Annotated in this window: 8 protein-coding genes; 4 read left to right on the top strand and 4 right to left on the bottom strand. The window is 76.0% G+C overall.

The window, feature by feature from the left end; genetic code table 11:
- Positions 1-219 precede the first annotated feature (219 nt).
- Entirely contained in the window at positions 220-1314 is a 1095-nt protein-coding gene (locus ALMP_RS17575; RefSeq protein WP_264929291.1) for a macro domain-containing protein, read from the bottom strand.
- Positions 1315-1557: 243 nt separating this feature from the next.
- On the opposite strand from ALMP_RS17575, the gene ALMP_RS17570 reads away from it, so the two are divergent.
- The 4 genes from ALMP_RS17570 (at position 1558) to ALMP_RS17555 (ending at position 8718) form a co-directional block, all read left to right on the top strand.
- Positions 1558-4017, top strand: coding sequence for a protein kinase (locus tag ALMP_RS17570; protein ID WP_264929288.1), 2460 nt, complete (start codon positions 1558-1560; stop codon positions 4015-4017).
- A gap of 178 nt (positions 4018-4195) precedes the next feature.
- Positions 4196-5788, top strand: a complete 1593-nt coding sequence (locus ALMP_RS17565) for a hypothetical protein (RefSeq protein WP_264929286.1) — start codon at positions 4196-4198, stop codon at positions 5786-5788.
- A gap of 246 nt (positions 5789-6034) precedes the next feature.
- Complete coding sequence (locus tag ALMP_RS17560) at positions 6035-8104, top strand: AAA family ATPase (RefSeq protein ID WP_264929284.1); 2070 nt, start codon at positions 6035-6037, stop codon at positions 8102-8104.
- Positions 8101-8718 (top strand): FHA domain-containing protein, encoded by a 618-nt coding sequence (locus ALMP_RS17555; protein WP_264929282.1) that lies wholly within the window; start codon positions 8101-8103, stop codon positions 8716-8718. Before ALMP_RS17560 ends, ALMP_RS17555 begins: the two co-directional genes overlap by 4 nt.
- Positions 8719-8730: 12 nt before the next feature.
- Here ALMP_RS17555 and ALMP_RS17550 read toward each other — a convergent pair whose 3' ends face one another.
- The 3 genes from ALMP_RS17550 to ALMP_RS17540 are packed head-to-tail and all read right to left on the bottom strand — an operon-like array spanning position 8731 to position 13857.
- Positions 8731-9393, bottom strand: a complete 663-nt coding sequence (locus tag ALMP_RS17550) for an RES family NAD+ phosphorylase (RefSeq protein WP_264929280.1) — start codon at positions 9391-9393, stop codon at positions 8731-8733.
- A complete protein-coding gene (locus ALMP_RS17545) occupies positions 9390-10418 on the bottom strand; it encodes a hypothetical protein (protein ID WP_264929279.1) in 1029 nt (342 codons plus the stop codon). The genes ALMP_RS17550 and ALMP_RS17545 overlap by 4 nt, the downstream gene beginning before the upstream one ends.
- Positions 10405-13857, bottom strand: coding sequence for a CHAT domain-containing protein (locus ALMP_RS17540; protein WP_264929278.1), 3453 nt, complete (start codon positions 13855-13857; stop codon positions 10405-10407). Before ALMP_RS17540 ends, ALMP_RS17545 begins: the two co-directional genes overlap by 14 nt.
- Positions 13858-14175: the final 318 nt, after the last annotated feature.

The following is a 14175-nucleotide window of genomic DNA, read 5'->3' as shown; positions in this document are numbered from 1 at the left end:
CGCGAGGGGCGGGCGACGGCCGTGGCGGGGACGACAGGGCTGCGGGCAGCGGCCGTGACGGGGGCGCACGGGCGGCCGACGGCCATGGCGGGGACGAAAGGGCGCCGGGCAGCGCCCATGACGGGACCGCACGGGCGGCGGGCTGCGGCCGTCACAGGGGCGCGCGGGTGGCGGGGGGCCGGGGTGAGGGCGACGGTGGGTCGGTGGGGGCGTGGCGCGCTACGGCTCCGCCTCGAACAGGCGGGCCACTTCCGGATACCGGGTCACGACGTGGACGGTCCAGTCGGGGTCGGCGGTGAGGGCGTCCTCGATGGACCAGATCAGCCACTCCGCGCTGGTCCTGCGCTCCAGCCCGCCCCGGCCCGCGCCGAGCAGCGGGAAGCAGAGGGAGCGCAGACCGGGCAGGCCGTCGGCGCGTTCCCGGCGGGCGCGGGCGAAGCAGGCGGCGACCGCGGTGGCGATGCTCTGCGGGTCGACGCGATATCCGCGGCCGTCGGGCACGGCCAGGGCCGCGTGGTAGACGCGCCGCACCCCGCGGTCGGCGAGGGCGCCCGGGCCGGTGGGCACCACGGTCCCCGGCTTCAGCGGCAGCACTCCGGGCCGGGCCCGCACCCAGGCGGCCAGCTCCTCCGCCAGCACGTCCGTCACCGGGCCCTCGGGGGAACAGCCCACGACGGCCGCGCGGCGCAGCGAACCGGAGACGGTCGGCCGGAACGACTTGGACATCTCCAGGTGGACGTTCTCGGAGGAGACGAGGACGTCGATGTCCCGCAGCAGCTCCATGGGCGATATGTGGACGGTCACCGGGTGGCTCCCGGCCCGGCCGGGCAGGCCGGTGTGCGGGACGTGGGCGGGCAGCGGTTCGGGCGTCCGGGCCGGCCTGCGGCCCGGCACCGCCGTGCGCCGGGAGCGCGCGCCGGGCTCGCGGGCCTCGGCGAGCACCGCTCCGGCGAGCTGCTCGACGACCTGCTTCTCCTGGCTGTGCCGGAAGCGCTCGTCGCTCACCCCGTAGACCTGGGCGGCCGCCCGGCGCCGGTCGGAGGCGGGAGCGCCGCGGCGGCCGGGCAGCAGCCCGAAGGTGCAGTGGGCGGCACGGCCGATGAGGTCGTCGGTGCCGAGGCGTTCGGCCGCCGCGCGTATCAGCCGCTCCGCCCCGTCGGCCAGGTCGTCCTCGCCCACGGCGTACCCGGCGTGCAAAGCGACCGCGCGCAGTCCCTCGGGCACCAGCGTCTGCAACGCGGGCAGGCCCCCGCGGCGCAGGGCGCGCAGTTCTTGTACGAGGTCGGCACGGTCCGGCAGACCATCAGGGTTCATGCCGGTCAACATATCCGCGCCCGTGCCGGGAGCGCCGGGTGTTCAGGGAGTGCGCGGTGGAACGGAACGGCGGGCCGTGGGAGTCGCCGTTCGTCTCCGCCGCGAGTTCTCGGCGTGCCGTCGTACCGGGCAATTACGGGGGCGGTGGCCACGGGGGCCGATCCCGACCGAAATCGCATACGTATCCGAATTCATTTTCCCTTCTCGGACCGCAGGGTCCTTTCCGTCCGCAGGTGAATGCACATGACGTTTCCCGCCGATCCCGGTGGTGGTCCTTGTGGTCCCGACGAGGGCCTGGTGCCGCCCACATTGTTCGAACCGGAGCCGTCCGCCGGTGGAATACCCGCGCCCGATCCGCGGGGCGACCCGAGCAGGCTGCCGCCCTCGCTGGCCGGCCGGTTCCTGGTGCGGGAGCGGCTGCCGCGGCGCGGTGAGCGGACCGTGCACCGGGCCGACGAGGACGGGCGCTCCGCCGAGCTGCGGGCCGCCGTGTTCCGGGTCATCGACCAGGAGGCCGAGGGTCCGGACGCCGAGCGGGTGGTGAAGTGGTTCCACCCCGAGGCCGCCCCCGACGAGGAGGTGACCCGGCTGCTGCTGTCCCGGCCGTCACACGAGGGACTGTCGTACGTCCTGGAGCAGGGCAGGGCGCGGGGGGCGCCGTACCACGTGCTGCCCTCGCACGGCAGCACGGACCTCGCGACCCGTCTGCGGGACCGGGGCGCGCTCTCGTCCGAGCAGCTGCGGGCGCTGGTGCGCCGGCTGCACGGGGCGCTGACCGCGCTGCACGCGGCGGGCGTGGTGCACCGGGACGTCAAGCCGTCCAACCTCGTCCTCGGCGACTACGCGCGGCCCGCCGAGGGACTGGTGCTGATCGACTACGGCATCTCGCTCGCGGGCCGGTTCCCCCGCCAGGCGAACGGCGCCTGGGCGGGCACCCCGCGGTACGCCTCCCCGCAGGCGCTGCTGCGGTTGCAGATCGTGCGGCCGGCGGACGACTGGTGGTCGCTGGGGATGGTCGTCGCGGAGGCCGCGCGCGGCCGGCACCCGATCGAGCACCACCAGCCCGCGTCGGTGATGGAGGCGGTCCAGGCCGGTGCCGTGGAGCTGGGTGACATCCCCGACCCGCACGTCCGGCTGCTGTGCCGGGGGCTGCTGACCCCGCGTCCGGAGGACCGCTGGGGGACCGAGGAGGTCGCCGAGTGGCTGGCGGGCGGCACGCCCGAGGTGGTCTCGGCACCGGCGTACGCGCCCGGTACGGCGGCGGGGGCCGGGGCTGGAGGTGCCGGGCCGGCGGGCGGGCCGTCGGGGGTGCCGCCGTTCCAGCACGCCGGGCGGACCTTCACCGAACCCGCCCGGCTGGGCGAGGAGTTCGACGCCGACTGGCCGACCATGATCCGCCGGCTGAGCCGGATCAAGGAGCGGGAGCGGCTGGCCCGCTGGCTCGCCGCGTTCCGCCCCGAGAGGGACCCCGAGCGGGCCGAGGCCCTCGACGGGCTGCTGACGGAGCTGCGGCGGCGCAGACCCGACCCGGGGATGCCGATTGACCTGATCGGCTGGATGGCCCCGCACCTGGAGCCCGGTTACCGCGGCATCCCGCTGGGCGTGGGCGACCTGGTGGTCTTCGCCGGACGGGCGGCCGACGGCGACCGGCAGTGCGTCGACGTCATGACCCAGCTCTTCGAGCACCGGCTGCTGTCGCGGCTGTCCCGGCGGCGCGGCGGCGAGGAGCTGGACCACGTCGAGCGGCGCTGGCACGCCCTGCACGAGCAGTGGGAGACGGCCACCGCCCGGCTCAGCCAGATTCCCGAACTGGCCGACGACCGGGAGGCGCTGCACGCCGCGACCGGCGCCGGCCCGGCCCTGACGGCGGAGCTGCTGCATCTGGCCGCGGCCCCGGCGGCGGCCACGCGGACGCTGCGCGAGCGGCTGGAGCGCGGTCTGCGCGCGCTGCCCGCCCGGGTGCCCTGGTTCGCCCGCCTGGCCGAGCGCGCCGACGAGCCCGTACGGCTGCTGCTCGTGGTGCGGCTGCATCCGCTGGCCGTGGCGCAGGCCCGGGAGACACGGCTGGCCCGGGAGCGGCAGCGGCGGCTCGCGGCCACCGACGCCCGCTCGCGCCATCAGCGGCTGGTGCAGCGTCGGCTGGAGCTGCCGGTGGTGCTCGGCCGCGCCGCCGGCGGCGCGCTGCTGCTGTTCTTCCCGCACGCCTTCCTGGTCGGCCTGGCCGATGTCGCCGACCGGGCGCCGCAGACCACCGTGCTCCTCGCCTGGCTGCTGAGCGTGCCGTCGCTGGCGGCGCTGCTCGCCGTGGAGTGCTGGACCGCCTGGTACATCGGCCCGCTGTACCACCCCCGGTACTCGCTGTTCGGCCTGCTGAGCCGCCGTGCGCTGCCGCTGACGAGCCGGATGACCTTCCGCGGCCCGCGCGGCTACCTCTGGGCGGGCCTCGGCCTGGTGGCGCTCGCGGCGACCGTCCTCGGCTCGTTCCTGCTGGCGGTGTGGATCTGGCCGGCCGCGACCGTGCTGGGCCTGCTGGTATCGGCGGTCCTGCGGGTGCGGGCCTGGAACAGACAGCTGGCACAGGCCCGCGGCGGCGGCCGCGCCCTGGGCACGCCGGCCGACCCGGGCGGCGGCCGCTTGCCCCGGCCCCGCGTACCCGCCCCCGCCCGGTCGTCCTCCGACGCCCCCACCGGAGGAACGGCATGAGCGGCGCACACCTCGGCGGCGCGACGCCGGCACTGGTACTGACGCCGGCACTGGTATTGACGCCGGCACTGGTACTGACGCCGGCACTCACGTCGGTGGCGGCACCGGTGCCGGCACCGGCCCGGACACCGCGTCCCCGTCGACGCCCCCCGTCCCACACCCCCACCGGAGGATTGGCGTGAGCAGCGGATACGCCGGAACCGACCTCTTCGCCGTCATGCCGGACGTCTCGGCGGCCGGCTACCAGCCCGACGCGGCGGGGCTGAGCCTGCCCGACACCGGGAGCGTCCCGGACGTCCCGGACGTCACGGGCGTCACGGACGCGGCCGCTGGGCAGGTGGGCGACGCCCTCGGAGAGGTGTCGGGCGCGGTCGCGGACCACCTCCAGGACCTGGTCGTACCCGCGCTCATCGGGCTGGCCGACCTCAGCGGGGCGCTGCTCGTGACCCGGCTCGCGCTGCGCGGCACGATGGCGCTGGCGGCGTTCAACAACAAGGTCGCCGCCGAGCAGGAGGCCATGGCCCGGCGGCAGATGGCGCTGGCGGAGGGCAGCGAGTGCTGGCGGCGCGCGGCGGAGACCGCGGCCGGCCTGAACGCCCGGATCACGGTCCTGGGGCTGGACCCCTCCGGCCCGGGCGACCCCCCGCTGCCCGCCCCGGTGCAGCCCGTCGGCGTCCCGCTCGACCTGCTGTGGAAGCGGCTGGCCGAGACCGAGCGGGCCGTGCGCCGGGTGGAGGCGCAGCGCGCGTCCCGGGCCAGCGCGCGCCTGCCCTTCCATCTGGGCGACGACCAGGAGAGCACCGCCTGGTACGACCGGCTGCGCGAGCGCCGCCGCCAGGCGCTGCTGCGGTACGCCGACGGCGGCCCGCCGCCCGGGGAGACGGCGGAGCCCGCGCGGGAACCGGCGGCGGCGCGGACGGGCGCCCTCACCGAGGAGGACGTCCTGCGCGAGGGCGCCGCGCTGCTGGCCGAACTGCCGCTGGCGTTCACCGGCCAGAGCCGGGACCTGATCGACGACTGCCTGGAGGAGGCCCGGCGGGCGGTGCGGCGGCGGCCCGCGTCGGTGCGGCTCTACCTGGACGAGGCCGCGCTCATCGCCCGGGGTGAGGCCGAGCGGGCGCGGCGCGCGCAGTCCGCCCGCCAGGACGCCGCGCTGCGCCTCCAGGCGCTGACGGCGCCCGCGCCCGAGGGCGTCGACCCGCTGCCGGACGCGTCCGCCGCGATCGACGTGCTGCGGCACGCCCTGCGGACCGGCGTCGCGCCCTCGGGCCCGGACGAACGGACCGTGCGGCAGGCCGTGGTGACCCGCTCCGCCGCCCTGCACCGCGCCTACCTGGTGGCCGCGTTGCGCCGGGCGACCGAGCGCTGGGGGGACGGCTCGGTGCACGCCCGGGCCGACGCCGAGCACTGGGACTTCGCGCCCGCCGCCTGGGGCGGGCGGTACTGGCTGCGGGTCCGCCTCACCGCGACCGGCCAGGCCCGGGTCTTCACCATGCGCCGCCCGCTGACCCCGCAGGAGGCCGCCGACCATGAGGTCGTCGCCCACTGGGAGGCCCTGGACGCCGAGCGGTGCGCGGAGAGCGCCGGGTACGTGGACGAGCTGGGCCTGTTGACCGAGACGGAGGGTGTCCGGGCGGAGTTCACCTGGTCCAGGGGCCAGGTCCTGACCGGCGAACCGGCGCCGGGCCTCACCGAGTCGGCCGCGCGGAGCCAGACCCGCGGGAACAGACGCCCGGGCTCCGGCCCCCGCCACCGGCACCGCGACGACTGACGCCCGGTGACGGCGCTACCCGACGGAACCGAAAACCGATGACGACGCCGCCACTACCGCACAGACGACTGGGTGACCGGCGCCACCCCGACCGCACGGACAGCCACGACCGGCGCCGCCCCGACCACGCAGACGCCCGGCGACGGCGCCGCCCCCCACCGCACAGACGCCCGGCGACGGCGCCACCCCGACCGCACGAATGACCGGCGACCGGCTCCACCCCGACCGCACCGCCCCGGAGGACCCTTGACCAGCTTCCCCGCCGCCTCGCCGCGTCTGAGCAAGGCCGTCGTGACCCAGACCCTGATGCCGCCCTTCGCGGCCGAACTCCTCGCCACGCTCAGCGTCCACGCCCAGTACGTGCTGCACGGCAACGTCCGCGACGACCACCTGGTCGCCGACGTCCTGGACGACGGCGGCCGGCGCAATCGCGCCCTGCCCCTGGTGGAGCTGCTGTGGGAGGGACTCCAGCGCGCCGGGTACAAATGCCTGCTGCGCTACGACCCGGTGGACGGGTTCGACGTCCTGAGGAGCCATGACGGGCTGGACATGAACACCGTGCTCCAGCGCAACACCCGCCGCCTGCCCGGCCGTTCGAACGAGCAGGGCGGCGGCCAGGTGGCCCGGGTCATCGAGTCGTTCTCCAAGGGCTGGGCCGGCGAGCGGCCCGGCCCGCCCCAGGACCATCCCCGCTACGACGACTACCAGCGGCCGGTGCCCGCCGCCCTGCTCGTCGACTACGCCTCCCGGATCCCCACCCAGGTCAACCAGCTCAGCGACGACGAGCGGACGTTCTTCCTGCACTGTCTGCGGACCGCCGAGCGGGCGACGGCCTTCCCCCGCCCCAAGACGGGCCGCGAGCTGTTCAACCCGGTCATCTGGCTGGCGGACGGCGAACGGGACCTGCCCGCCTGGCTGGTCACCAGCAGCGTCCGGGTGCGCAGCATCGGCGTGCCGCTGCCGGACCTCGGCCAGCGCCGCCGTATGGCCGCCCTGCTCGCCGCGCGGGCCGGCGCGCCGCACAACGACCGGGAGCTGGACGTGGGCCCGCTGCTGAAGGACGCGGTCCGGGAGAGCCCGACGGACGAGGACGTCGAGCGGTTCGCGCGGGCGGCCAGCGGGCTCACGCTGCGCGCCATGCGGGAGAGCATGCGGCTGGCCCGGGCCCGCCGTATCCCGTTCGCCGAGATGGACCAGGCCGTGCGCGTCTACGAGCTGGGCGTCAGCCGCAACCCGTGGACGGGCGGCGCGGTGGCCGAGAGCATCCGGGACGGCGAGGCCTACATCGGCGGCCGGGTGCAGGGGCAGGAGAAGGCGGTCACGCAGACCCTGGACGTGCTGAAGCGGGCCGCGCTCGGCCTGTCCGGCGCGCAGGCGTCGTCGGCGTCCGTGCACCGGCCCCGAGGCGTGCTCTTCTTCGCCGGGCCGACCGGCACCGGCAAGACGGAGCTGGCGAAGGCGGTGGCGACCACCCTGTTCGGTTCGGAGGACGCCTGTCTGCGTTTCGACATGAGCGAGTTCTCCGCCCCCCACTCGGCGGACCGCCTGGTGGGCGCGCCGCCGGGATACGTCGGCTACGAGGCGGGCGGCGAGCTGACCCGCGCGGTGCGCGAGGACCCCTTCCGAGTCGTGCTCTTCGACGAGATCGACAAGGCGGACAAGGGCGTCCTGGACAAGTTCCTCCAGGTACTGGAGGACGGCCGGCTGACGGACGGCCAGGGCGTGACGACGTACTTCAGCGAGTGCGTCCTGATCTTCACGTCCAACCTGGGCGTGCACGGCCCGTCGGGCACGGACGGGCGGCCCCTGTCCTCCCGGGGCGGCCAGGAGCGGCTGCCGGAGACGCCCGAGGAGCGCGCGCGGTTCGAGCGGGAGATCCTCGGCAACGTCCGCCACCACTTCGAGCACACCCTGAAACGGCCGGAGCTGCTCAACCGGCTCGGCGGCAACATCGTCGTCTTCCAGTACATCGACGAGCCCACCGCCCACCGCATCTTCAAAGGGCAGCTGAGCAACATCGTCGCCCACATGGAACGGCAGGGCGGCCTGCGGCTGCGGGTGCTGCCCGAGGCCGAGAAGGTCCTCGCCGACGCCTGCACCCGGGACCGTCACAACGGCGGCCGGGGCATCGGCATGAAACTGGAGACCCACCTCATCAACCCGCTGGCCCGCGGGGTGTTCGACCTCGGTGTCGACCTGACCCCGGGCACGGTGGTCACCGTCTCCCGCGTCACCCTCCACCCCGACGGCAGGGTCGACCTCGCCCTGGACGCCGAGCCCGCCGAGCGGCCGCAGCAGCGCCGGCCGGCCTGGTGAGCGGGCCCGACACCCCCCGCCCGGTCGACAAGTCCCTCGCGGACGACGTCTTCTTCGACGACGAGCGGGAGGACGACGACTTCGGGTACGGCGGGGACGGTGATTATGGGTACGCCGGTGACGGCGAGAGGTTCGGACCCGAGCCGCCGGAGTGGGTCGACCCTCCGCCGGCGCCGTCACCGCAGGTCCCCGCCGCGTTCGACCGTCCCTGCTGGTCCCCGTCCTGCGGGGCGACCGTGCCGGGCGGGGCGGCGGCCTGCCCGGAGTGCCAGGAGTCGGTCCGGCATCTGCGGCTGATCAGTACCCGCCCGCCGGTCGACCTGCGGCACGGCACCGGCGGCCCGCTGAACCTGGGCCGCGATCCGCTGTGGGCGCCCGCCGTGGCCGCGGACCTCGACGGCGAGCCGGGCGTGTCCCGCCGTCACGCCAGCATCGAGCTGACCCCGGACGACGGGGCGTGGCTGACGGAGCCCTCCGGCGGCACCACGAACGGCACCTTCGTCAACGGCGTCCGCGTGGAGGCCGGCCGGCGGGTCCGGGTGGGCGACGGGGACACCGTCCGGCTCGGCCGCCACTGCGCGTTCACGCTGCTGCTGGTGGAGCCGGCCGGGTAGCCGGCTCCCCGGTCAGTCGGCCTCCTCCGGCCGTACGACGGCGGCCCGCAGCGGGACCAGCAGCCGGTTGGCCTCCGACACCCCTGAGCGGGTGGAGAGGTCATGGCTGATCAGCGGCTCGCTCAGACAGGACTCGACGCCGCAGCGGTCCCCGAACAGCACCAGCGCCTCCCGCGGCCGGTGGCGGCGGGACTGCCAGAGCAGGCCCTGCGCGGTCTTGGCCTGCCGACGCAGCTCCTGCGCCCAGTACCGGGTGCGCGGATAGTCGTCCGGCTCGGAGTCGAGCAGCCAGGTGGTCTGGCAGACGGCCGCGAGGTCCTCCTCGGTGCGCAGCGAGATGAGCGTCAGCTCGGCGGTCGTGACGACCTGACTGAGGGTGTACCGGCGGGCGAGCGCCCACGGCACGAGCCGGGTGCCGACGACCGGGTCGAAGTCCATCGACCGCAGCAGCACCTCGGCCAGCGCGGTCGTGGGCTCGCGGGTGGCGTACAGGTAGGGGTAGGGGTCCTCGGCGGTGCAGTCGAAGCGGCTGCCGTCGAACAGGGTGTGCGCCTCGACTGCCTTGAAGCCGGTGGCCGGGTAGCTGGAGCGGTGGCAGCGCCACAGCGGGGCGCCGGCCGGGAGGACCGTGACCCGGGGGACCATGGTGACCGCCGGGGGGATCTGCCGCGTCATCGGCCGTCCTCCCCCACCAGGGCCAGCGCGGCGTCCGCCAGCCGATCGTCCGGCACCCGCCCGAGCAGCGAGGCGGGCGCCCCGCCCAGCCAGGAGTTGCCGCCCAGCCACCAGTCGGCGGCGCCCCAGGGGTCGATGTCGGCGAGCAGCATGCGGTTGATCCGTACGACGATGTCGCGCGGGCGCCCGGTCTCCGGGTCGAACTGGAACTCGGGGCTGCGCCGCCCGTCCTCGGGGTCGGTGAGGACGATGACGTCGGCGGGCCCCGCCCCGGCGGCCGGGGTCCCGGCCGGAGCGGCGGCCCGTGACGGCGCGGCGAGCAGCCGCCGCCGAGCGGCGGCGATGACGACGGCGACGGGGTCGACGGCGTCGGCCGGGGCCGACCGGGCTGGCCGGTCGGCTGGAGCAGGCGGGTCAGCCGGGTGGGCCGGGGCTGGCGGGACCGACGGGTCGACCGGGGCCGGCGGGTCGGCTGCGACCACCGGGTCCCCCGGGCCTGGCGGGACCGACGGGTCCGCCGGGACCAATGGGTCTGCCGGGTCCACCGGGGCATGCGGGTCCGCCGGGGCCAGCGGGTCAGCCGCGACCACCGGGTCTGCCGGGTCAGCCGGGTCCGGGCCCGCCGGGTCCGCCGTAGCTGCGGAGGGAACGGCTTCGAGCGGAGTGCCCGAGGTGTCCTCGCCCCGTTCGGGTGGCGGCGGTCCCTCGCGTTCTCCCGCCGCCGGCGCCGCGTACAGCGCCTCCAGCGCGGCCAGTACCGCGTCCCGCGACGGCGCGACCGGCGCCTCCACAAGGCCGCGCAGGTCGGAGTGGAGCACCCGGCTCAGCTCCCCCGCCTCGTCGGGCACCGGCCACAGCGACCGTACGACGGCCAGCGCGGCCATGCCGGCCCGCTCGGCGTCGGCGCCGGCCTCACGCAGCCGTTCCAGCATGGCCAGGAAGTACTGGTACTGCTCGTCGTCCAGCCACTGTCTGAGCTCCTCGCGGTGCCGGACGAGCAGGGCCAGCAGCTCATTGGTGTCCAACGGTGTTCCCTTCCGAGCGCACGGGTGCGGGGTTGCCCTGGTGGATGAAGGGGGCCCAGGCCTCCACCGGCAGGGCGGGCCTGTTCTTGATGCGGGCGGCCAGCGGCCCGGTCAGGCCGGGAACGGCGGGCCGGTCCGGGTCCAGCGCCCACAGCTGCGTCCGGCGCAACGCCTGCGCGGGATCCGCCCCTTCGGCGAGAAAATGGTGCAGGACGAACATCAGCACGGCCGAACTGGTGTCCGGCACGGTCCACTTGGAGCCGATGACGTCCGCCGCGCCACGGGCCACGAAGGCCGTGGTGAGGGTGAGCGTCTCGTCGTGGTCGCGGGTGCTGAGGTCGGTCTCGCAGGCACTGAGCACCACCAACGGCCCGGCCCCCGCGGCCGGTTCGGCCGAGGGCGCGCCGAGCAGCCGCCGTACGGTGAGGACGCCCGCGTCGTCGCCGTCGCTCCCGGGAGGCCGGCGCAGCAGCAGACCCGAGACGGTGGGCCGGCCGCCGGCGAACCCGTGCACGCTGAACTGCACCAGCGTGGCGGGCCGTGGGTCGGCGCCGCCCGGCAGCAGCGGCAGCAGCTCGTCGGGGGTGCCGTCGATGTGGTCGTTGCGGCTCCAGTAGCCGTAGCAGCGGGCGTCCGGGTAGAAGACCTGCCGCAGCCCATCCACCTCGTGCTCCGCGTACGCCAGGGTGAGGCGGGGGTCGGCGACGAGGACCGGCGCGGCGGCCACCGGGAGCCGCTCGCGCGCGGCGGAGCGCAGGAACTCGGCGCCGGACGCCGCGTAGCTGATGACCGCGTGGTCGACGGCGTACCCGGGCCGCTCCCCCACACGGGTGCCGAGCCGGGCCGCGTGCCAGGGCACGGAACCGAGGTTCCCGGCGGGCAGCAGCACCAGCCGCGCGGGGTCCTCGGACCGGGCCGGCCGCCCGGGCCGTACGACGTCCAGGACCGGGCCCATCACGGCCGGCCCGGCCCAGTCGCACAGCTCCTCCAGTGCCGCTTCCCAGGCCGTCACCGCCTCCGCGCGGCCCGGCTGCGAGCGCGGCACCCCGGGCGCGGTGAGCACGGACCGGTCGCGGGCCGCGTCCAGGTACCGTTCCAGCGGCCCGCGTCCGTGCGCGGACAGTCCGGGCAGCTCCAGCGGCAGCGGCGCCGTGCCGGGGCGCACGACCAGCGCCCAGCCGGGTCCGTCCTCCTGGCCGACGAGCAGGTGCACCACGGCATCGACCCCGGCGTCCTGCGCCGTGTCCGCGACCTCCTGCCACCCGGGCCCGGCCGTCGCGCCGGGCGAGTGCGCCCGCAGGGCCGTCAGGGCGCGGCGGCGCAGTGTGCTGGGGATGAGCGTGTCGGCGTCGGTGCCGAAGAGGGAGCCGCCGGCCTGTTCCCGGCCCGCGCGGGCCTCGTTCTGCCACTGCGCGGCGAGTTCGTGCTCGCCGTGCTGCGCCAACTGCTCGGGCACGCTCGCGGATACCGCCACGGCGCGCAGCACGAGGGCCCGGCCCGCCTCCAGGACGCGCAGCGCGGTGCCCGCGTCGCCGGCCTGCGCCGCCCACACGGCGGCCGTGACACCCCGGTCGGCGGCCGCGCGGGCCGCCTCCAGGCCGTGCTCGGCGCCGATCTGGAGGAGCACGTCCTCGGCGACCTTCTCCAGCTGCCGTTCGGTCGCCTCCAGGGCCCGTTCGGTGTCGCCGGGGGCGGCGCGGCGCCGATAGTGGTCGGCGAGCATGCGGTAGACGTCCTGGGCGGTGGAGCACCCGGTGTTCTCACCGATCTCCGCGCGGGCCGTCTCCAGCTCCCGTACCGCCGCCGCGAGGGCGGCCGGGTCGCCCCGCCGCTCGTACTCGATGCCGAGGACGAGGGACATGCTCATCCGGGCGCGGATGTCCTGGTCCACGACGACGGACGGCCCGCCGAGCGAGGCGCGGACCTGCTCGACGTCGTCCAGGAGGCTGCCGTCGTCGGCGCCGATGTACTGCTCCAGCGCCCGCGTCATGGCCTTCACCGGTGCCACCATGCCGCGCAGCGCGACCGGCAGCGCGGGGTGGTCGCCCGACTCGCGCAGATACACCAGCGCCCGCCGCAGCGGCGGTGCGATGGGCCTGCCCGCCCGCCCGAACGCCACGGCCCGCCGCAGTTGCAACAAGCCGAGCACGAACAGCACGACGCCGGCGGAGGCGTCGTTCTCGGTCAGCTCCTGGCGCATGTCGAGCAGGCGCTCACCGATGTCGTCGAGCGCGTCGAGGTCGTCGTCGGGCGTCTCGCAGATGCGCTGGTACTCCAGGAGCGCCCGGCCGGTGTCGACGAGTTCCCGGCCGACGGTCCCCGCGGGCATGCCGGCGGCGAGGTCCGCCAGGTCGACGGCCTCGGTGAGCAGCCGGCGGGCGGCCGCCGCGTCCTCCCGGTTGCCGCCGTTCATCGAGGCGCCCGACAGCAGCGCCGCCTGGAGGATGGCCGCCACGCCGGCGGGGGCGTCCTGGTCCTGTCCGGCCCGCAGCAGCGGATCCGCCGCCCCGACCAGGCCCTCCGGATCGCCGTTGCGCATGGCGAGGCCGAAGCGGGCGAGGCCGGCGGTCGTCTGCTCCTGCCAGGAGCCGCGCGGCAGCCCCTCGACCGCCGGCTCCACCTCCTCCGGGTGGAGCAGGCCGGGCGCGAACAGCTCCATCAGCGGCAGCAGTTCGTCGGCGACCTTCAGCACCTCCCCCGGGATCTCCTCGTCCGGCACCGCCATGGACAGCGGGGTGTCGGCGGGCAGCGCCCGCAGGAGTTCCATGGCCGCGCCCATGAACGTCTGCAACTGGGGCGGCATCGTTCCGTCCGAGGTGGCGAAGGCGCCCAGCTCCAGCAGGGAGTCGCGGTCCTGCGCGGCGCCCATCATCCGCAGGATCGACGTCCAGCGTTCCAGTTCGGCGTGGTCGGCCGGGTCGCCCGTCTCCGCGAGTTCGGCGAGCAGGGTGCCGACCTCGGCGAGTTCCTCGCGCTGCGCGGTGCTGCCGGGGGCCAGGAAGGTGGCGCCGACGGTCAGCATCTCGACCAGGTCCTGCCGGCCCTGGAAGGCGAGTTTCGGCAGCTTCGGTATCAGCAGCCTGATGAGCAGCTTGGTGACGGCGGCCCGGGCCCGCGTCTCCTGCTCGGTGACGGGCTCGGGCTCACGGGCCTCCCGCAGCAGCGTCAGCGCCTCCGCTCGGTCACCGGCCGGGTCGGCGGCGGCACCGGCGAGGTACCGCTCGCCCAGTACGGCCCCGCGCGCCGTCCGTGACCACCGCCGCGTCCAGGCGTCCGCGGTGTCCTGCTCCGCCTGCGCCAGCCCTGCCAGCACCCGGTCGGTCTCGGCCTCGTCCGGCCGCTCACCACCGTCGGCCCACTCCCGCCACTCCCGGCTGAGCGCCACCGCCCGGTCGAGCAGCTCCGCCCGCCCCTCCTCCTGCGTTCCGCCCACTGCCACGCGCGCCTCCCCGCATCCCGTCCGCCCCACATCCTGGCCTCGCCCACAGCCCGAAGCGGTGCCTTCGGCCGCATTTCAGCCGCCCCGACCGGTAAACAACCGGCCCTTGAGGAAGCGCGCACCCCCCGACACCCCCCACCATCGTCACGGCGGCACCCGCGACCGCCGGGGCTGACATCGGGGGAAGCCCTGACCCGCGGGCGCCGCCCCCTGACCGAAACGCGCAGGGGGCGCACAAGGGGAGCGACGAGGCTCGGGGAGGGCGCGACGGGGGCGCGGGGAGAGGGGGGAGGGGACGGAAAAGGCGGGGGCGCGGGG

The organism is Streptomyces sp. A012304 (genome assembly GCF_026008495.1).
GTDB lineage: Bacteria > Actinomycetota > Actinomycetes > Streptomycetales > Streptomycetaceae > Streptomyces.
Note: the sequence above shows the minus strand (reverse complement) of the source record. Positions and strands in the feature narration are given on the sequence as shown.